The organism is Pseudomonas sp. B21-031, from assembly GCF_024748985.1.
GTDB lineage: Bacteria > Pseudomonadota > Gammaproteobacteria > Pseudomonadales > Pseudomonadaceae > Aquipseudomonas > Aquipseudomonas kermanshahensis.
In genome coordinates this window covers 2745318-2765104 of sequence record NZ_CP087181.1, presented here as the reverse complement: position 1 = coordinate 2765104, position 19787 = coordinate 2745318, and the positions used below count along the sequence as shown (strand labels likewise).

Genomic DNA, 19787 nt, shown 5'->3' with positions numbered 1-19787 from the left:
GGGTCACTCCTTCCAGTCGGTCGAGGGTTTTTCCCAGAGGTTGATTCCGCCTTCCACGGCGTACTGGTCGATGGCCGCCAACTCCTCGGGGCTGAACACCAGGTTATCGAGCGCGGCCACGTTCTCGATGATTTGCTCGGGGCGGCTTGCACCGATCAGTGCCGAACTCACGCGCGGGTCGCGCAGGGTCCAGGCCAGGGCCAGTTGCGCCAGGCTCTGGCCTCGCCCCCGGGCGATTTCATTGAGGGCGCGGGCGCGGGCAATGTTGTCTGGCGACAGGTGCTGGGGCAGCAACGAGCCACCGCCGGCGCGGTTGACGCGGGCATCGGCGGGAATGCCGTTCAGGTACTTGTCGCTGAGCAGGCCTTGGGCCAGCGCCGTGAACACGATCACCCCGGCCCCGAGCGCATCAGTGGTGGCCAGCAGATCACGCTCGATCCAACGGTTGAAGAGGTTGTACGAAGGCTGGTGGATCAGCAGCGGCACCTTCAGCTCGGTCAGCAGCGCCGCGATCTCCGCCGTCTTGCCCGCCGAATAGGACGAAATACCGACATACAGCGCCTTGCCCTGACGCACGATGTCGGCCAGGGCAATCGCGGTTTCTTCCAGCGGCGTGTCGGCATCGAAACGGTGCGAATAGAAGATGTCGACGTAGTCCAGGCCCAGGCGCTGCAGGCTCTGGTCGAGGCTGCTGATCAGGTACTTGCGCGAACTGCCGCCCTGCCCGTACGGCCCTGGCCACATGTCCCAGCCGGCCTTGCTTGAGATGATCAATTCGTCGCGGTAGCTGCGCAGGTCTTCACGCAGCAGCCGGCCGAAGTTGGTTTCGGCGCTGCCGTAGGGCGGGCCGTAGTTGTTGGCCAGGTCGAAGTGGTTGATGCCCGCATCGAATGCGGTGCGCAGCAACGCGCGCTGGGTATCGATAGGCGTCGCGTCACCAAAGTTGTGCCACAGGCCCAGGGACAGGGCCGGCAGCACCAGGCCACTGCGGCCGACACGGCGATAAGGCATGCGCGCGTAGCGCTCGGGGTGGGCGGCGTAGCTCATGGTTGACCTCGTTCGGTAAAGAAGGGATTGGCAGGGCGCTGCAGCCCCAGGTGTTCACGCAGGGTGCGGCCTTGGTACTGGCGGCGGAACAGCCCGCGGCGCTGCAGCTCGGGCACGACCAGGTTGGCGAAATCCTCCAGCCCCAAGGGCAGGTGCGGCACCAGCACATTGAAGCCATCGGCGGCACGGCCCTCGAACCAGGCCTGCAGTTCTTCGGCGATGTGGGCCGGGGTGCCGACCAGGCTGTAGTGCCCTCGCCCGCCGGCGATGCGCCGGCCAAGCTGGGCGAGTGTCAGTTGCTCGTTGCCGGCAAGTTCGGTGAGCAGTTGCTGGCGGCTGCGCTGGCCATCTTCGGTGGGCGGCAATTCGGGCAGCGGGCCGTCGAGTGGGTATCCGGAAAGGTCAAAATTGCCGAGCATGCGCCCGAGCAAACCAATCCCGACGCGCGGGTCGACCAGTTCCTGAAACTGCTGGTACTTTTCTTCGGCTTCAGCCTGGCTGTGCCCGACCACCACAAACACGCCAGGCATGATCTTCAGCGAATCCTCGCCCCGCCCGTAAGCGGCCAGCCGGCCCTTGAGGTCGGCGTAGAACGCCTGGGCGCGGGCCAGGCTCGGTTGCGCGGTAAACACCACCTCGGCACTGAGCGCGGCTAGCTCGCGGCCGGTTTCAGAGGAGCCCGCCTGAACCAGCACCGGCCGCCCCTGGGGCGAACGGGCGACGTTCAGCGGGCCTTTGACGCGAAAGTGCTCGCCTGCGTGATCCAGGGCACGCACCCCATCAGGACGGTGGAACAGCCCACCGGCCTTGTCGTGCACGAAGGCGTCGTCAGCCCAGCTGTCCCACAGGCCCTGTACCACCTGCTGAAACTCCCGGGCTCGGGCGTAACGCTCGGCATGCGGGATATGCGCCTGGCGGCCGAAGTTGCCCGCTTCGGCGGCCGCATCCGAGGTGACCAGGTTCCAGCCAGCACGGCCGCCGGACAGGTGATCGAGCGAGGCGAACTTGCGTGCTACGTGGTACGGCTCGTTGTAGCTGGTGGTGGCGGTGGCGATCAGGCCGATGCGCTCGGTAACGGCACTTAACGCCGACAGCAGGGTAAGCGGTTCGAAATAGGTAGAGCGTGCGCTGTGGCTGGCCAGAGCGTCGGTGGGCGCGGCGACGCTGTCGGCAACGAACAACGCGTCGAAACAGGCCGCTTCGGCGATCTGCGCGGCGCGGCGGTAGCTGCTGAAGTCCATGGGGTCGGCCAGTACGTCCGGGTGGCGCCAGGCGGCCACGTGGTGCCCGGTGGCCATGAGGAAGGCGCCCAGGCTCAGTTGACGGCTCATGTCGATCTCCTTGATGGGGTTGTCGCTGCGCTTTTGTAGGAGCAGCCTTGTGCTGCGAAGAGGCCTGTAACGCCACAGCCTCTGTATAAGCCGTACCGGCCTCTTCGCAGCACAAGGCTGCTCCTACACAGGTCATACGCAGGTTCGAGTGACTCAAAAATCCTTGCGCAACTGCACGCCGAAGTAGCGCCCGTCATCGCGCGGTACGGAGCGGTAGATGTAATCGCCACCGCTGGCCAGCATCTGCGCATACGACTTGTCACCCAGGTTTTTGCCCAGCAGTGCCACACGCCAGCCGTCGTTGTAGTCGGCCAAGGCAATGCTGGCGTTCCAGATGCCGTAGGCGCCCTGCACAGTGTCCGGGTTCTGGTCCAGGCTGAACTGCACCGAATCCTGCCAGCTGTAGTCGCTGGAAAGCTCGACATCCAGGCCGTTGTCCAGCGGGATCACATAGTCGGCACGCACGTAGGTCTTCCAGTCCGGGGTAAACGGCAGGTGGCCACCGTCGATGTTGCAGTTGGCGGCGGCCCCTGCCGGGCAGTTGAAGTGGTCGACACGGGCCTTGGTGTAGGCCACGGCGGTGGTCAACTTCAGCTGCGACGTCGCCTGGAAACTGGCATCCAGTTCCACGCCCTGGGTCTTGACCTTGCCGGCGTTGACCAAGCGCGTTACCACCTGGTTGGCCACCGTGTCGAAGAAGTTGGCCTGGTAGTCGTCGTAGTCGGTGTGGAACACCGCCAGGTTGGCGGTCAGCCGGTTGTCCAGCGCCGTGCTCTTCAAGCCGACCTCGTAAGCGTCGGAGGTTTCCGGCTTGAGGGCGCCGGTGTCGCGCGGCTGCATGTTGAAGAACACGTTGTAGGCCGGGCCTTTGTAGCCACGCGAATAGGTGACGTAGCCGGTGAGGTTGTCGTTGAAGTCGTATTGCAGGCCGGTGCGCCCGCTCCAACCGTCCTCGTCCACCGCGCCGGAACTGGCGGTCGAAGGCTGGATGCCGGTGACGGCAGTGGCCGAGCTGGAGACCCGGCGGTGGTCGTATTCCAGGTCGTCGTGGGTCCAGCGCAGGCCGAAGATGGCGCGCAAGTCGTCGGTAAAGTTGAAGGTGTTCTCACCGAACAGCGCGACGCTGTCGTTGGTCGTCGAGTAATCCGCCCGCCCAGTGTTGGCCACGCCGCCGTTGACCGACAGGCGCTGGTAGGTTTCGTTGGACGTACCGTGCATGTAGAAGGCGCCGAGCACGTACTCGTTGAACTGCCCTTTGGGCGAGGTCAGGCGAAACTCCTGACTGTACTGGTCGTAGTCCACCGTGCCCTTGTCATGGGACGCGGTCACGGGGAGCAACGCACGGCGGTCGCCGTCCTGGTACTGGGTGTTGTCCCAGCCGCGCCAGGCGCTGATCGAGGTCAGGGTGTAGTCACCCAGCTGCCAGTCGAGCTGGGCCGACAAACCTTGGTTCTCGTCTTCGACGTGGGTCTTGAAGTCACTGTTGATATCGCGGTTGTGCGCGCTAGGGGTGACCGGGCGCAGTTGATTGGCAAACGCTGTGCTGGCGCTTGTGATCACACCGCTGGGGAGTGTGTCTTCACCTTTCATGTAGTCAGCGATCAAGGTCAGGCGCAAGTCTTCGTTGGGTTCGAATTCCAGCTTGCCGCGGGCACCTTTGCGCTGGTAACCATTGACGTCGTGGCCGTTGGCAACGTTTTCGACATTGCCGTCGTAATCGCCCCACAAGGTGCTCAGCGAACCCTTGAACTGTTCGCTGAGACGCCCGCCAATGCCGAAGCGCAGGCGGTTTTCATCGCCACCGCCAAAGTGCGAGTAATCCACGTAGCCGCGGGTTTGCTCGGGGATGGCCTTGCTGACCACGTTCAGCACGCCGGCCGACGCGTTCTTGCCGAACAGCGTGCCCTGCGGGCCACGCAGCACTTCGATGCGCTCCAGGTCGAGCAGGTCGAGGGTAGACTGGCCGGGCCTACCGAACACCACGCCATCGACCACGGTGGCCACGGTGGGCTCGACCCCTGGGGAGGTCGAAATGGTGCCTACGCCCCGGATGAACAGCGAGGTGTCCTTGTTCGAGGCGCCTGCCCGGTAGTTGAGTGTCGGCACCTGCTGGACAATGCTGGCCACGTTGTTGCGGTTGTCACGCTCGAGCTGTTCGCCATCGATCACCGAAACCGCCACCGGGACTTCCTGCAGGCTGGCTTCACGGCGAGTGGCCGTGACCGTCACCGCGCCGAGGGCCGTCGCTTGCGGCGCGCTCTCGGCAGGTTCGGCGGCTTGGGCGCCCTGGCCGAACGCGGCCAACAAAATGGCCGCTGCCAGCGGCCGGCATTGTGTAGTAGGAAACGGAGTTGTCTGCATGCTGCTCACTGCCTTATGGGACCAGACCAGGCCCACGTTCACGGGCCGACACGGAGGGTGCTGTGGTTGTCTGGTCTCGCTCGTGCGAGTGGCAGGCGCTTGCCAACAGCAGCGCTTGTTAGCGCTAACATGAACAAGTATCAGAGGCCGCTGATTAGCACGTCAAATACTTAAAAGTCAGATTGATATGCATTAAAGCTATTTGCCAGGCGCCATTGCGTTAGCGCTACCATCGCGCCATTTCCCGATGAGGCGACCCTGTGAGCCAAGCCAAGGATTCCCCCGAAAGCGCCGTGGTGCAGGCCGCGCCACCCTGGCCGACGTGGCGCGCGTGGCAGACGTTTCGGCGATCAGCGTGTCGCGTTACTTCAACCAGCCTGAGCAGGTTTCACCGCCTCTGCGCGAGCGCATAGAGGCCGCTGTGCAAGCGCTCGGGTACGTTCCCAACCTGGTCGCCGGGGGCCTCGCCTCGGCGCGCGGGCGTATTGTCGGCATGGTGATCCCGAACATCTCGGGGCCGATCTTTGCTCAGACCATCCAGGCCTTCAGCGACACCCTAAGCCGCCATGGCTATCAGTTGCTGCTGGCGTCCAGCTACTTCAGCGAAGCACAGGAAGAGAGTGCGGTGCGTGCATTCCTCGGCTGGTCGCCGGCGGCGCTGGTCGTCACCAGCCATTTCCACAGCCCGGCGACTGAAAAGATGCTGGCCGAAGCTGACGTGCCCGTGGTCGAGATCTGGGATTACCGCCCCGAGCGGGCGCCGTTGCAGGTCGGTTTTCTGCATCACCAAGTCGGCGTGCAGGCGTGCCGCTACTTGCTGGAAAAAGGGCATCGACGCATCGCCTTCGTACAGAACAGCGCGGCCGGCGACCTGAGCGCGTTGGAGCGGCGTGACGGGTACATCGAGGCCTTGGCCCAGGCCGGTCTTGAACCCTGGGTGTTCGTGCCCTCCGCCGATTGCGCGCCGTTCGAGGCAGGCAAACAGGCAATGGAGGCGCTGATCCGCCGCACGCCACGCCCCGAGGCGATCATCTTTGCCAATGACAACCTGGCTGCCGGCGCGGTGCTGGCCGGCCAACGTGCGGGGCTGCGGCTACCGGATGACATGGCGATTGTCGGCTTTGGCGACTACCCCTTCGCCGACATGCTGCTGCCCAGCCTGACCACGTTGCGGCCGCCCTCGCGGGAGATTGGCGAGGTGGCGGCCTTGCGCGTCCTGCAACACCTGGGCGCCATCGCGCATGAGGGTGAAGTGCAACGGTTGAACCTGCTCGCCTGCGAACTGGTAGCCCGCGAAAGCGCCTGACGGCAAGGCACTGATGCATCGGGCGCTGTGACAATCCGCACAATGAGGATTATTCTTCCAAGGTATGTCCCACAGCCCCAATATGTGAGCGCCGAATATGAAAATCGATGACATGGACGCCTTCGTGGCGGTCATCCGTTGCCAGTCGACCAACCTCGCCGCCGAGGCCCTGCAACTGACCCAGCCGGCCATCACCCGTCGCGTGCAGAACTTCGAGGAAGACCTCGGCGCCACCCTGCTCGACCGCAACACCAAACCGCTGAAGCCAACGCCAATGGGCCTGCGCGTGTATGAGCAGTGCAAGGCGATACTGCGGGAGATCGACTCACTGCGTGAATTGGTCGCCAATGACGGCGCCCCGTCAGGCACGTTGCGCCTGGGCGTGCCACAAACCCTGGGGGACGTGGTGCTGCTCGACGCCCTGGCGCAGATTCGCGACACCTACCCGGTATTGCGCACCCAGGTCACCAGCGGCTGGGGCAGCAGCTTGATCGCCCGTATGGAAAACGGCGAGCTCGACGCCGCTGCCGCGCTGTTCCCACCTGGCAAAATCTTCCCTGAGGGCATCACCAGCCGCTCCATTGCGCGTATGCCACTGCGCGTGGTGGCCGCCAAGGGCAGCGCCAGCAAGCGCAGTTACAAGCTCAAGGATTGTTACACCCGCGGCTGGGTGCTCAACCCCGACGGCTGCGGTTTTCGTGCGGGGCTGCAGCGGGCCTTGAGCGAACAAGGGCTAAGCCTGTCGATCAACCTGGAAACCTTTGGCACCGACCTGCAACTGGGCCTGGTCGCCAACGGGCAAGGGCTGGGGTTGGTACCCGAACCGCTGCTACAAAGCAGCCGCCATCGGGATGCGCTGGATGTGGTCAACGTGACGGATTTCAAACCACAGGTAGACCTGTGGCTGTTCCATCCACGTTACCTGGGCAACCTGCAGGAGCCGGTGGAACTGTTTGGTGAGATTGCCGGGAACAGGCTGCAGGCCGCGCCCGCAGCAGGCGACCACACATAATAAATTATTTGCATAATAGAGATTATTTAAATTCTACAAACAAATAATTAGCATAGAACTAAAAAGACTTTTACAGCGTTCATCCAGACGAATACGGTCTTAGAAACCCACCGTGTTCCAGGGATGAATACTTCATGAGTCACCCCCCATCCGCGACTGCTCTCGCCGAACTGACCCAGGCCCTTGCCGCCAACGCCGAGCGCTACGACCGCAGCGGTCAGTTCCCCGCCGACAACTTCAGCTTGCTTCACCGCCACGGCCTGCTCAGCCTGACCGTGCCCCGCGCCCTGGGTGGCGGCGGGGCCGACCTGGCCACTGCGCGCCAGGTGGTTGCCGCCGTTGGCAAGGGCGACCCCTCCACGGCGCTGATCCTGGTCATGCAATACCTGCAGCACTTTCGCCTGCAGGACGAAGCCCGCTGGCCCGAGCACTTGCGCTTGCAGGTCGCCCGTGACGCGGTGGCCAACGGTGCGCTGATCAATGCTTTTCGTGTCGAACCCGAACTGGGCACGCCGGCCCGTGGCGGCCTGCCGGCCACCGTCGCGCGGCGCACCGCTGCAGGTTGGCGGCTGTCTGGGCGCAAAATCTACTCCACTGGCAGCTACGGCCTGACCTGGTACCTGGTGTGGGCGCGCAGCGACGATAAAGACCCGCTGGTCGGTGGTTTTCTGGTGCACAAGGACACGCCCGGCATCAGCATCGTCGAAGACTGGGACCACCTGGGCATGCGCGCCACCTGCAGCCACGAGGTGCGCTTTGACGACGTGCTGGTCCCGCTGGACCACGCCGTCAGTGTCAGCCCTGCCAGCGCGCCGCGGCCCGAACTCGATGGCACCGGCCTGCTGTGGATGTCGGTGCTGCTGCCGGCACTTTACGACGGCGTCGCCCAGGCCGCGCGTGACTGGCTGCTGCAGTTTCTCAACAACCGCGCACCCTCCAACCTGGGTGCATCGCTGGCGAGCCTGCCGCGCTTCCAGGACGTGGTCGGGCGCATCGATACCCTGCTGTTCGCCAACCGCAGCCTGCTGGACTCGGCCGTCGCCGGGCACATTGACCCGCGCCATGCCGGGCAGATCAAACACCTGGTCAGCCGCAACGCCATCCAGGCGGTCGAGCTGGCCATTGAGGCTGCCGGCAACCCTGGCCTGTCCCGCCGCAACCCGCTGGAGCGGCACTACCGTGACGTGCTGTGCAGCCGCATCCACACGCCCCAGGACGATGTGGTGCTGGCCCAGGTCGGGCGCAGCGCACTGGCGGAGGTGGCAGCATGAGCCACTCGATCATTGCCAGCCAGCTTGACCCCCAGGCCAACCAATACCTGCGCGAGCACCTGCCCGACCATGAAGTCATCGACCTCGCCTCCGGCCAGTTGCACGTGGATGTGCCTGCCGATGTGTTCATCGTGCGCCCGATCAATATTCGCGGTAACCGCGTAGATACCCCGCCGCCAGGCTGGCCCTGGTCGCTGCGCTGGGTGCAGGTGGTGTCGTCGGGCATCGACTTCTACCCCGACTGGGTATTCCAAGGGCCGCCAGTCACCAGCGGCAAGGGCGCCAACGCCGAGCAGGTCGCAGAGTTTGCCCTGGCCCTGGTGTTTGCCGCCGCCAAGCAACTGCCGGGGCTGTGGGTGAAGGACGCCGACTGGCGCCTGACGCCCTTGGCGCCGTTGCGCGGCCGCACGTTGGGCATCTTCGGCTTCGGCAGCATCGGCCAGAGCCTGGCGCGCAAGGCCACCGCGCTCGGCATGCGCGTGCTGGCGCTGAACCGCCCTGGGCAGCCGATTGCCGAGGTGCCCGGTGTCGAGCGCGTCGAGCGCCTGCAGCACCTGTTCGCAGGCAGCGATCACCTGGTCATCGCCGCACCGCTGACCCCGGCCACACGTGGCCTGATCGACCGCCAGGTACTGGCCCAGGCCAAGCCCGGCCTGCACCTGATCAACATCGCCCGCGGCGCCCTACTGGACCAGCAGGCCTTGCTCGAAGCACTGGACAGCGGGCTGATCGGCCGCGCCAGCCTCGATGTCACCGACCCGGAACCGTTGCCGGCGGGCCACCCGCTGTACCACCACCCCCGCGTATTCCTGTCGCCGCACACGTCGGCGATTTCCGAGGACGGCTACCCCGCGCTGCTCGACGCCTTCCTCGACAACTTCGCCCGCTATCGCGAGCAGGCGCCGCTGCGCAACCTGGTCGATATCCAGCGTGGCTACTGACCCTCTCTTCTGGAGCACACCATGAGTTCATTGTCTGTCGTATCCCCACAAACAAACACCGTTCGCCAGCGGGTCAGTGCCGAGGAATGGGAGGTGCGGGTAAAACTGGCCGCTGCCTATCGCCTGGCGGCATTGTTCCGCTGGACCGACCACATCTACACGCACTTTTCGGCGCGGGTGCCCGGGCCAGACGAGCACTTTCTGATCAACGCCTTTGGCTTGCTGTTCGATGAAATCACCGCCTCCAACCTGGTCAAGGTGGACGTCGACGGCACGATCATCGACGACCCACTGGGGCTGGGCATCAACCAGGCCGGGTACGTCATTCACAGCGCCATTCACCGCGCGCGGCACGACCTCAAGGCGGTGCTGCACACCCACACCCGCGACGGCGCCGCCGTGTCGGCCCAGCGGGATGGCCTGCTGCCGATCTCCCAGCACGCGCTGGCCTACTACAGCCGGGTGGTTTACCACGACTACGAAGGCGTCGCCCTGGACCTGGACGAGCAACAGCGCCTGGTTGCCAACCTGGGTGACAGCAACATCCTGATCCTGCGCAACCACGGCCTGCTGACCGGCGGGGTCAGTGTCGAGCATGCGTTCCGCGAGCTGCATGGGCTGGAGCGGGCGTGCAACATCCAGGTGGCGGCGCAGGCCGGCGGCAATGACCAGTTGCTGCATGCGGCACCGGCGGCGATTGCCAAGGTGCACGAGCAGTCCAAACGGTTTTCCGACGGGCTTGGCGAAGGGATTCAGCGGCATTGGGATGCGCTGATCCGCCAATTGGACCGTGAGGGGCGTGACTACCAGGACTGACTGGCAGACCGCTGCTGCTTGGGCTGGCCTCTTCGCGGGCAAGCCCAGGCAACCCAATGACATCAGAAGGAACGCCCCCATGCCGCCACTCCCCCGTGCCCGCCACTTGCTTAACGCCTGCGCCCTGGTGCTCGCCCTCGCCGGCTGCTCTCCCGCCACCGAGGACACCAGCAAAACCCTCACTATCGCTTTCTGGGGCGACAACACCACCCTGGTCAGCGTCGACCCCTTCCAGGTCTATTGGCTCGAACACCGTGTGCTGCTGCGCAATGTCGCCGAGTCCCTCACCGACCAGGACCCGGACAGCGGCCGCATCATCCCCTGGCTGGCAAAAAGCTGGGAGGTCAGCGATGACGCCCTCACCTACACCTTCCACCTGCGCCAGGACGTCAGCTTCAGCAACGGCGAGCGCTTCGACGCCCACGCCGTGAAGACGGCCTTCGACACCAACAAAGCCTTCGCCACGCAGTTGCCCGCCACCTTCGGCGCGACCTACCTCGCGGGCTACGACCACGCCGACGTGGTCGACGACTTCACCGTGCGCCTGGTGCTTGCCCGTCCCAATGCGGGTTTCCTGCAGGCCACCTCGACCACCAACCTGGCCATCCTGGCGCCCGCGTCCTACGCGCTCAGCGCCCAAGAGCGTTCGCTGGGCAAGATCATCGGCACTGGCCCGTTCGTGCTCGAGCACTACACCCCGGAAGTCGGCGCACGCCTGGTGAAACGCCCCGACTACGCCTGGGCCTCGGCCAACGTGAAAAACCCCGGCGCAGCCCACCTGGATGCCGTGGACATCAGCTACATCCCCGAAGAAAGCGTGCGCAACGGCCTGTTTCTGCAGGGCAAGGCCGACATCCTCTGGCCGCGCAACCCGTTCTCCGAAGTCGACCTGAAGCTGTTCCAGGCCAAGGGTGCGACTATTCAGAGCCGCTCGCTGCCAGGCCCGGCGCTGAACCTTTACCCCAACACCCGCAACGACCGGCTGCTGGGTGATCGCCAGGTACGCCTGGCCTTGCAGAAAGCCATCGACCGCACCAGCTACGCCCACACCGTCTACAACGCCGAGTTCCCGGTGGTGACCGGGGTTTATGACGTCACCACCCCGTATTTCAAGGCCCAGGCCGACAAGCTCGCCTACGACCCACACGGCGCAGAGCGCTTGCTCGACGCCGCCGGCTGGAGCAAGGGCGATGATGGCTATCGGCACAAGGATGGCAAGCGCCTGACCTTGAGCTACAACCTAACGCCGGCCGAAAGCGCTGGCGACGTGCTGATCCAGGACCAACTGCGCAAAGTGGGCATCGACCTCAAGCTCAATGTACTGACCCGCGCCGAATGGGTCGCAGGCAATGCCTCGGGTAATTACGACCTCACCTCCACCTACATGACCCGCGCCGACCCGATCATCCTCCAGACCATCCTCGACCCGCGCGCCGCCAACAGTGCCACCCTCGCCACCAATACCTACGAGCCCCAGACCCTGACCCAGGCCCAGGCGCTGTTCGACGACGGCATTACCGCCACCCACGACGCTCAGCGTGCCCAGGCCTACGGCCAACTGCAGGACCTGCTCATCGACCAGGCCTCGGCGTTCCCGTTGTACGAGCGTGTCTGGCAGGCCGCCACCGCGCCCAGGGTCAAGGACTTCCGCTGGACCGCCGAGGGCTTTGCCTTCCTCAGCGATATCCAGGTCGCCCAGCCATGAACCGCTACCTGATCGGGCGCATCGGCCAGGCGCTGCTGGTGTTATGGGGGGCCTACACCATTACCTACTTCATTCTCTACCTGCTCCCCGGGGACACCTTGGCGATCATGCTCAGCGCCTCGGGCATGGAGGCCGACGGCCTGTCGCCCGAAGACCTGGCCAAGGCGCGCGCCTACTACGGGCTGGACCAGGGGATTTTCGAGCAGTACTTAGACTTGCTGTGGCGCGCGCTGCAAGGCGACCTGGGCCGTTCGCTGTCGCTGAACAGGCCGGTGACTGAGCTACTGGCCGAGCGCCTGCCGCAGACCTTGTCACTGGCCGGCCTGGCCATCGTGCTGTCGTTGCTGGCGGGCATCGGCCTGGCCTACCTCACCGCGTACCTGCAATGGCGGCCGCTGAAGGTGGCGCTGTCACGCTTGCCTTCACTGGGGTTCTCGGTGCCGGTGTTCTGGATGGGGCTGCTGCTGATCCAGGTCTTCGCCTTCGGCCTGGGCTGGTTCCCGGCCACCGGCAGCCAAGGCTTCGCCAGCCTGGTGCTGCCGGCCGTGACCCTGGCCATCCCCAGCGCCGCAGTCTATGCCCAGGTGCTGCAACGCGGTTTCCAAGGCGTGTGGCACGAGCCCTACATCGCCATGGCGTTCGCCAAGGGGCTGAGCCGCGCCCAGGTGCAGGCCCGGCACGCGCTGCGCAACGCGGCCCTGCCGATTCTCACCCTGGTGGGCCTGCAAGTGGGCAATACCGTGTCCGGCGCCGTGCTGGTCGAGACCATCTTCTCGCGCAACGGTGTCGGTCGGCTGGCCCAGGAAGCGGTGTTGCGCCAAGACATCCCGGTGGTGCTGGCGATCGTCGCGGTATCGGCAGCTGCCTTCGTGCTGGTCAACCTGATCGTCGACCTGCTCTACCCCTACCTTGACCCCCGCATCACACATGCCACGAAGGTGACCTGACCATGACCACCGATACCCGCCCGTTCCGTGCCGCCGCATCCGCCACGCCCTGGAAGCGCCGCACCCGCGTGCAGCGTTTGGGCCAGGCAGTGGCGCCTTTGTTATCGCGCCCAGGTTTCGCCCTGGCGCTGCTGGTGGTGATGTTTGCGCTAGCCGCCGCCGTGGTGCCGCAGTGGCTGACCCCTTTCGACCCCTATGCCACCTCGCCTGCGGCCAAGCTGACCGCGCCGGGTGCCGCGCACTGGTTCGGTACCGACGAACTGGGCCGCGACTTGTATGCACGCGTGGTGTACGGCGCCAGCCTGTCGGTGCAAGCGGCAATGCTGGCGGTGGGCATCGCCCTGGCTGGTGGCCTTGGCTTGGGTGTGTTGGCCGGGTTTGCCGGAGGGCGAGTCGACGCGGCGCTCATGCGTGTAATCGACGTGCTGCTGGCCCTGCCTGGCCTGCTGCTGGCCCTGGCGATTGTCACCGCCATCGGCTTCGGTACGGTGCCTGTGGCGATCGCCGTCGGCGTGGGCATCATCCCGGGCTTTGCCCGCACCACCCGCGCCGAGGTGCTGCGGGTCAAGACCTTGCCCTATGTCGAAGCCGCGCGCCTGGGGGGCGCCAGTTGGTGCCGCACCTTGCTGCGGCACATCCTGCCCAACGCCTGGGGACCGGTCGCGGTGCTTGCCACGTTGGACTTCGGCGCCGCGATCCTGGCCACCGCCGGCCTGAGCTTCCTCGGCTTTGGGGCGGCGCCCCCGGCAGCAGAATGGGGCACGCTGATCGCCAACGGCCGCCACTTCCTCATCACTGCCCCGTGGGTGTCGCTGCTACCGGGCCTGTTCGTGGTCGCTGTGGTGTTCAGCCTCAACCATCTCGCCCGTACCTTCGAGGAGCACCATCGATGAGCCAACACCCCCTGATCGCCGTGCGCGACCTCAGCGTCAGCTACCACGCGGGTGGCCATACCACCCAGGCAGTCAAACGCCTGTCGTTTTCCATGGCACAAGGCGAGACCGTGGCCATTGTCGGTGAGTCCGGTTCGGGCAAGTCGACCTTGGCCAACGCGCTGCTTGGCTTGCTGCCGGGCACTGCCCGAGTCGACGGCGGCCAGTTGTGGGTCGATGGCATCGACGTGGCCCAGGCCAGCGAACGGCAGAAGCGCCACCTACGCGGCCGTACCCTCGGCCTGGTGCCCCAGGACCCGATGGTCAGCCTCAACCCGACACTGCGCGTTGGCCAGCAGATCGGCGAAGCACTGGCCCTGGCCCATGGCCGCCGTTACCGCAGCCTCGACGCCGATGTGCTGGCGCTGCTGGGCCAGGTCGGCCTGGACCAGCCGGCCCTGCGCGCACGCCAATACCCGCACGAACTGTCGGGCGGCATGCGCCAACGGGTACTGATCGCCATTGCCCTGGCCGGCACCCCGCGCCTGATCATCGCTGACGAACCCACCAGCGCGCTGGACGTGACGGTGCAACGCAAGATCCTCGATCACCTGCAACGGCTGGTGGCCGAACGGGGCATCTCGCTGCTGATCATCACCCATGACCTGGGCGTGGCCACCGACCGCGCCGACCGCTTGCTGGTGATGAAACAGGGTGAACTGGTCGAGCAAGGCCCGCCTCGCCTCGTCGTTCAGGCACCACAGCACCCCTATACGCGTGACTTGCTTGCTGCAGCGCCCGCCTTTACCCATCGCCGGCGGCCAGGGCCGTTGGCGCCAGGTACGCAACCGATCCTGAGCCTGGAAGGTATCGGCAAGACATTCGAGTTGCCGAAGACAAAGGGCCAGCACAACCGCTTCGTCGCCCTGCAGGGCCTCAGCCTGCAGGTGCACCCAGGGCAGACCTTGGCCATCGTCGGCGAGTCCGGCTCTGGCAAAAGCACCGCCCTGCGCCTCGCGCTCGGCCTGGAGGCGCCCAGCCAAGGCCGCATTCTGTTCGACCAAGTGGACGTTACCGGCCTTGGCTGGCGTGCGTTTCGGCCCTTGCGCCAGCGCATGCAACTGGTCCAGCAAAACCCGTTCGCGGCCCTTGACCCCCGTTTCACGGTGTTCGACAGCATCGTCGAGCCCCTGGTGTCGTTCGGCCTGCTCAAAGGCCCCGCGCTGGAGCAGGCGGCCCGTGAGCTGATCGAACGCGTGCACCTGCCCGTCAGCTACCTGGACCGCCTGCCCCGCGAGCTGTCCGGTGGCCAGCGCCAGCGCGTGGCCATTGCCCGGGCATTGGCCCTGCAACCCGAGCTGCTGTTGCTCGACGAGCCGGTCAGTGCACTGGATGTCTCGGTGCAGGCGCAGATCCTGGCGCTGCTCGATGAGCTGCAACGCGAACTGGGGATCGCCTATGTGCTGGTGTCCCATGATCTGGCAGTGGTGGCGAGCATGGCAGACCACGTACTGGTGCTGCGCCAAGGGCAGGTGGTGGAGCAAGGTACGGTAGACGAGGTGTTCGATCGGCCAACGAGTGACTATACCCGTGAACTGATCGCGGCCATCCCTGGGCACAAAGTCGCAGCATAAGCCATGACTCAATATTATTTATTTGCATCTAAATAAGATCTGTAAATACCTGAAAAACATAATTAGCATAGAACCACAAAGCCTTTCACAACCTTACCCCATACCCGCTAAGGTCACTCCAGACCGACCCCATTCCTGGCGGAGGCCGTCCACCACGACCACGCCAGGAGCCTTGCACGCATGCCCCTTCCCTATCACTCACCCTGCTTCACCGGCGCCCCCGCGCGCGGTGACGCATGGCGGTATCGATTCCATTTGCAGCACAACCCACAGGTATTCCCATGAGCAAACGACAGATCCGCCTGGGCGCCATGATCCATGGCGTCGGCCACGGCTGGGGCGAATGGCGCCACCCTCAGGCGCTTGCCGATGCCAGCGTCAATTTTGGTTTCTACAAACAACAGGCGAAGTTGGCCGAGGCGGCGAAGTTCGACTTCGCCTTCATCGCCGACAGCCTGCACATCCACGCCCGCTCCAGCCCTCACTACCTCAACCGTTTCGAGCCGCTGACCATCCTCTCGGCATTGGCTGCGGTAACCGACCACATCGGCCTGGTGGCCACGGTCACCGTCAGCTACACCGAGCCGTTTCAGGTGGCGCGCCAGTTCGCCTCGCTGGACCTTATCAGCGGCGGGCGCGCCGGCTGGAACGTGGTCACTTCCTGGCTTTCGGGTACCGCCGACAATTTCGGCAAGGCCGAACACCCGCCCCATGCTGTGCGCTACAGAATTGCTCGCGAGCACGTGGACGTGGTCAAGGGGTTGTGGGACTCGTGGGAAGACGACGCCTTCACCCGTGACAAACAAAGCGGGCAGTTCTTCGACCCGGCCAAACTGCACACCTTGGGCCACCAGGGCGAGTTCTTCAAGGTCAAGGGCCCGCTGAACATCCAACGTTCACCGCAGGGCCAACCGCTGATCTTCCAGGCTGGCGTGTCAGAAGAGGGTCGCAACTTCGCGGCACAGAACGCCGATGCCCTCTTCGTCAGCCCCGAGTCGTTCGACGACGCCCATGCCTATTACCAAGACCTCAAGCAACGCGCCTCACGCCATGGTCGCAACCCCGACGCGCTGTTCATCCTGCCCGGCATCCGCCCTATCGTTGGCCGTGACGCCGAGGAAGTCGAGCAGCGCTACCAGCAGGCCGTGGACCTGGTAAGCATCGAGGACGCACTGGTCGCCCTTGGCCGCCCGTTCAACGACTACGACTTCAGTCAGCATGACCTGGACGCGCCCTTCCCCGACCTCGGCACCTTGGGCAACGACAGCCACAAGGGCACCTCGGACCAGCTCAAGCAACTGGCCCGCGACGAAGGCCTGACCCTGCGCGAATTGGCGCTGCGCTTCTCGCGCCCCCGCCGCGACTTCGTTGGCACCCCGGCACAGGTGGCCGATGCCCTGCAGCACTGGTTCGAACAGGGCGCCGCCGACGGTTTCATCATCAACGCGCTGCTCCCCGACGGCCTGCAGTCCTTCACCGAGCAGGTGGTGCCGCTGCTGCAGGCCCGTGGCCTGGTGCGCAGCGCCTACACCGGCACCACCCTGCGCGACAACTTCGGCCTCAGCGTGCCGGAAAACCGCAACACCCAGCGCCGCACCCAGCCGGCCGTTGCCTGACCCCACCCCAACAAGGAGTTCTGTTCCATGAGCCTCGAATTCATTGGCCTCATTGGCCCCCAGGAAGGTAGCGAATCACAGGCACCACGCGGCCCGCTGGTCGACCTTGACTTCATCAAGGCATTCTCCCAGGCCCAGGAGTACGGCGGCTTCGACAAGGCGCTGCTGGCGGTCAACACCAGCGCACCCGACTCGCTGATCCTGGCCAGCTACGTCGCCGCACTGACCGAGCGCATCGGCCTGCTGGTCGCACACCGCCCGGGCTTTCAGGCCCCGACCTTCGCCGCTCGCCAGTTCGCCACCCTTGACCAGTTGAGCCGTGGTCGCGCCTCGATCAACGTCATCACCGGCGGCGACAGCGGCGACCTGCAGCGCGACGGCGACTTCCTCGACAAGGACGCCCGCTATGCCCGTACCGACGAGTACCTGCAGGTGCTGCGCGACACCTGGACCCGCACCGAACCCTTCGACCATAACGGCACGCACTACCGGGTCGAAGACAACCTGACCCTGGTCAAGCCCGTGCAGCCGCTGCCCATCTACTTCTCCGGTGCTTCGGATGCAGCCGTCGAAGTCGCGGCCAAGCATGCCGACGTGTACATGATGTGGGGCGAACCGCTGGAGCAGGTGCGCGAGCGTATTGCCAAAGTGCGCAAGGCTGCGGCCCGTTATGGGCGTGAAAAGCACATCCGCTTCAGCCTGTCGCTGCGGCCGATCCTGGGGGCTACCGAGGAGCAAGCCTGGGACCGTGCCGAGCGCATTCTGGCCGATGCGCAGACGCGCATCGGCCTCCGCCAGGGCAACCGCCGCGAGAAGAACTTCGGCAAGAGCAACACCGGCTCAGAGCGCCTGTTGCAGTTGGCCAGCCAGCGCAAGGTGCATGACACCCGGCTGTGGACCGAGATTGCCGCGTTGGGCGGTGGCGCAGGCAACTCGACGTCGCTGGTAGGGACGGCGGACCAGGTGGCTGAGGCGGCGCTGGCGTACTACGACCTGGGGGTTAGCACCTTCCTGTTCCGCGGGTTCGATCAGTTGCGCGATGCGGTGGAGTATGGGCAGGAACTGATTCCGCGGATTCGCGGGTTGGTGGCGCAGCGGGAGGCTGGACGTAGCGCGCGGACGGCTTAGTGCATGGCTGGATTTTTTTGGCGCCTGTGAGGCCGAGCGCCGCACGGGCGGCGCTGGAACTCACAGGCACTGCAAAACCCGAAAATTGCTAACCTACAACTTCTGAAATACTTTTCACGCGCACACCGCTGTGCAATTGACGGAAAACCTGCCTCGTGGTCTCCTAATGCCTCGCGTTCAGGTGCCCCTCAGGGGGTGAAACGGGAAACCGGTGCGTCGTAGGCCCTCGACTAGGGCGCGACCAAGCCGGTGCTGCCCCCGCAACGGTAAGCGAGCGAAGCGTCTAGACCACTGTGCCGCATCATCTGGCATGGGAAGGGGCGCTTTTCAGGAGCCCTGCTCCTCCTCGTGAGCCCGGAGACCGGCCTGACGTTCATGAACACCCCGCGGTGGGCGGGCGCTGTCGCATTCCCCTGGGCGGATCACGTTCGGGGCTGCCGCGCTTGCCCATTGCCCACAAAAAGCAGAGGAACGCGTCATGCCCGTCACCAGCGCCAAACACAGCATTGCCACCCCCGTCACCCTCAGTCAGCGTGTCGTCATCGCCGTCGGCGCCAGCCTGCTGGGCCTGTGCCTGGTGTACTTTGCCGGCTTCTCGCACATCGAAGCCGTGCACAACGCGGCGCACGACACCCGCCACAGCGCCGCCTTCCCCTGCCACTGAGTACGCCCCATGATCATGCGCATTGCCCGTACCGCGGGCTTCAGCGGGCTGCTTGCGGCCTTGCTGCTGACCCTGCTGCAAAACTTCTGGGTTGCCCCGTTGATCCTTGAAGCAGAAACCTACGAATCCGCAGCCCCTGTTGCCGAACATCACGAACACGGCGCCGAAGGGGCCGCTGCCCATGAACACAGCGCAGAAGCCTGGTCGCCTGAAGACGGCTGGCAACGCGTGCTGTCCACCACCGGGGGCAACCTGGTGGTAGCGGTCGGCTTCGCGCTGATACTGGTCGCCCTGTACAGCCTGCGTGAACCCAAGCGCGCGGCCACCGGCGCCCTGTGGGGCCTGGCGGGGTTCGCCGTGTTCTGCCTGGCCCCGACCCTGGGCCTGCCGCCCGAGCTGCCGGGCACCGCTGCCGCTGACCTGGGGCAACGCCAGGCCTGGTGGATCGGCACTGCAAGCGCAACCGCACTGGGCCTGGCCCTGTTGGTATTTGCCCGCCACTGGCTGGTGAAAGCGCTAGGCGCCGTGCTACTGGTACTGCCGCATGTCATCGGTGCACCGCAACCTGAGGTGCATCAAAGCCTCGCCCCTGAAGCCCTGGAAGCCCAGTTCAAGGTCGCCAGCTGGCTGACAAACGCCGCCTTCTGGCTCGCCCTGGGCCTGTTCAGCGCGTGGCTGTACCGCCGCTCCAGCCAGGCCTGATGGTTTTAGACGCCACCCTGCCGGCGCTGTACGCCGGCTTTGGCTGCCGCCGGGGTTGCCCGGCGGACACCCTCGAAAACCTGCTGCGCCAAGCCTTGGCTGACCATGGCTTGGCGCTGTCAGCACTGCGCGGTATCGCCAGCATCGCCCTTAAGGTCGACGAACCTGGCCTGCAGCAGCTTGCAAAACGCCTAGGCCTGCCCTTGCTGCTGTACGATGCCGGGCAACTTCAGCCCTATGAACCCCTGCTCAGCCATCGCTCGGCCATCGCCCATGCGCACAGCGGTTGTTGGGGCGTCGCTGAAAGCGCGGCGCTGGCCATGGCCAGCCAGCACCTCGGCACAGCCCGGCTGCGGGTCACACGCCAAGTGCTCGGGCCGGCTACCCTCGCCCTGGCCTGCGGGCGATAATCGCAGCATCCCTTTCATTGCAAG

17 protein-coding genes and 1 riboswitch are annotated in these 19787 nt (G+C 65.2%); of the genes, 14 read left to right on the top strand and 3 right to left on the bottom strand.

Annotation, left to right across the window (positions count from 1 at the left end; translation table 11 throughout):
- Positions 1-3: 3 nt before the first annotated feature.
- The 3 genes from mgrA to LOY53_RS12250 all read right to left on the bottom strand — a co-directional run bounded on the left by mgrA (position 4) and on the right by LOY53_RS12250 (position 4739).
- On the bottom strand, positions 4-1047 hold the full coding sequence (mgrA, locus tag LOY53_RS12260) for an L-glyceraldehyde 3-phosphate reductase (protein ID WP_252824009.1): 1044 nt from the start codon (positions 1045-1047) through the stop codon (positions 4-6).
- Positions 1044-2378: an LLM class flavin-dependent oxidoreductase gene (locus LOY53_RS12255; protein ID WP_258704079.1), complete on the bottom strand. Its 1335-nt coding sequence runs from the start codon at positions 2376-2378 to the stop codon at positions 1044-1046. Before LOY53_RS12255 ends, mgrA begins: the two co-directional genes overlap by 4 nt.
- Before the next feature lie 153 nt (positions 2379-2531).
- On the bottom strand, positions 2532-4739 hold the full coding sequence (locus tag LOY53_RS12250) for a TonB-dependent receptor (RefSeq protein ID WP_258704078.1): 2208 nt from the start codon (positions 4737-4739) through the stop codon (positions 2532-2534).
- Between the two features lie 247 nt (positions 4740-4986).
- Here LOY53_RS12250 and LOY53_RS12245 point away from each other — a divergent pair, with 247 nt between their 5' ends.
- The 14 genes from LOY53_RS12245 (at position 4987) to LOY53_RS12180 (ending at position 19763) form a co-directional block, all read left to right on the top strand.
- Positions 4987-6045, top strand: coding sequence for a LacI family DNA-binding transcriptional regulator (locus LOY53_RS12245; RefSeq protein ID WP_258704077.1), 1059 nt, complete (start codon positions 4987-4989; stop codon positions 6043-6045).
- 97 nt (positions 6046-6142) lie between these two features.
- Positions 6143-7057 (top strand): LysR family transcriptional regulator, encoded by a 915-nt coding sequence (locus LOY53_RS12240; protein ID WP_252824004.1) that lies wholly within the window; start codon positions 6143-6145, stop codon positions 7055-7057.
- 134 nt (positions 7058-7191) lie between these two features.
- Positions 7192-8328 (top strand): acyl-CoA dehydrogenase family protein, encoded by a 1137-nt coding sequence (locus LOY53_RS12235; RefSeq protein WP_258704076.1) that lies wholly within the window; start codon positions 7192-7194, stop codon positions 8326-8328.
- Positions 8325-9269 (top strand): D-isomer specific 2-hydroxyacid dehydrogenase family protein, encoded by a 945-nt coding sequence (locus LOY53_RS12230; protein WP_252824001.1) that lies wholly within the window; start codon positions 8325-8327, stop codon positions 9267-9269. The genes LOY53_RS12235 and LOY53_RS12230 overlap by 4 nt, the downstream gene beginning before the upstream one ends.
- Before the next feature lie 21 nt (positions 9270-9290).
- The gene (locus LOY53_RS12225; protein ID WP_027593380.1) at positions 9291-10085 is read left to right on the top strand and encodes a class II aldolase/adducin family protein; all 795 of its coding nucleotides are present in this window, start codon (positions 9291-9293) and stop codon (positions 10083-10085) included.
- Positions 10086-10164: 79 nt separating this feature from the next.
- Positions 10165-11790 carry an ABC transporter substrate-binding protein gene (locus LOY53_RS12220; RefSeq protein ID WP_258704075.1) on the top strand — a complete coding sequence of 542 codons (1626 nt, stop codon included), beginning with the start codon at positions 10165-10167 and terminating at the stop codon, positions 11788-11790.
- Positions 11787-12737 carry an ABC transporter permease gene (locus LOY53_RS12215; protein ID WP_252823998.1) on the top strand — a complete coding sequence of 317 codons (951 nt, stop codon included), beginning with the start codon at positions 11787-11789 and terminating at the stop codon, positions 12735-12737. The genes LOY53_RS12220 and LOY53_RS12215 overlap by 4 nt, the downstream gene beginning before the upstream one ends.
- Before the next feature lie 2 nt (positions 12738-12739).
- A complete protein-coding gene (locus LOY53_RS12210; protein ID WP_252823996.1) occupies positions 12740-13630 on the top strand; it encodes an ABC transporter permease in 891 nt (296 codons plus the stop codon).
- Complete coding sequence (locus LOY53_RS12205; RefSeq protein ID WP_252823994.1) at positions 13627-15243, top strand: ABC transporter ATP-binding protein; 1617 nt, start codon at positions 13627-13629, stop codon at positions 15241-15243. The genes LOY53_RS12210 and LOY53_RS12205 overlap by 4 nt, the downstream gene beginning before the upstream one ends.
- Positions 15244-15524: 281 nt before the next feature.
- A complete protein-coding gene (locus LOY53_RS12200; protein WP_252823992.1) occupies positions 15525-16859 on the top strand; it encodes an LLM class flavin-dependent oxidoreductase in 1335 nt (444 codons plus the stop codon).
- A 27-nt stretch (positions 16860-16886) separates the two neighbouring features.
- On the top strand, positions 16887-17987 hold the full coding sequence (locus tag LOY53_RS12195; RefSeq protein WP_258704074.1) for an LLM class flavin-dependent oxidoreductase: 1101 nt from the start codon (positions 16887-16889) through the stop codon (positions 17985-17987).
- Between the two features lie 162 nt (positions 17988-18149).
- A riboswitch (cobalamin riboswitch) is annotated at positions 18150-18372 on the top strand.
- Between the two features lie 93 nt (positions 18373-18465).
- Positions 18466-18651: a CbtB-domain containing protein gene (locus tag LOY53_RS12190; RefSeq protein ID WP_027593390.1), complete on the top strand. Its 186-nt coding sequence runs from the start codon at positions 18466-18468 to the stop codon at positions 18649-18651.
- Positions 18652-18660: 9 nt separating this feature from the next.
- Positions 18661-19353 carry a CbtA family protein gene (locus LOY53_RS12185; protein WP_258704073.1) on the top strand — a complete coding sequence of 231 codons (693 nt, stop codon included), beginning with the start codon at positions 18661-18663 and terminating at the stop codon, positions 19351-19353.
- A gap of 17 nt (positions 19354-19370) precedes the next feature.
- Entirely contained in the window at positions 19371-19763 is a 393-nt protein-coding gene (locus LOY53_RS12180) for a cobalamin biosynthesis protein (RefSeq protein WP_252827419.1), read from the top strand.
- The last annotated feature ends 24 nt before the right edge of the window (positions 19764-19787 follow it).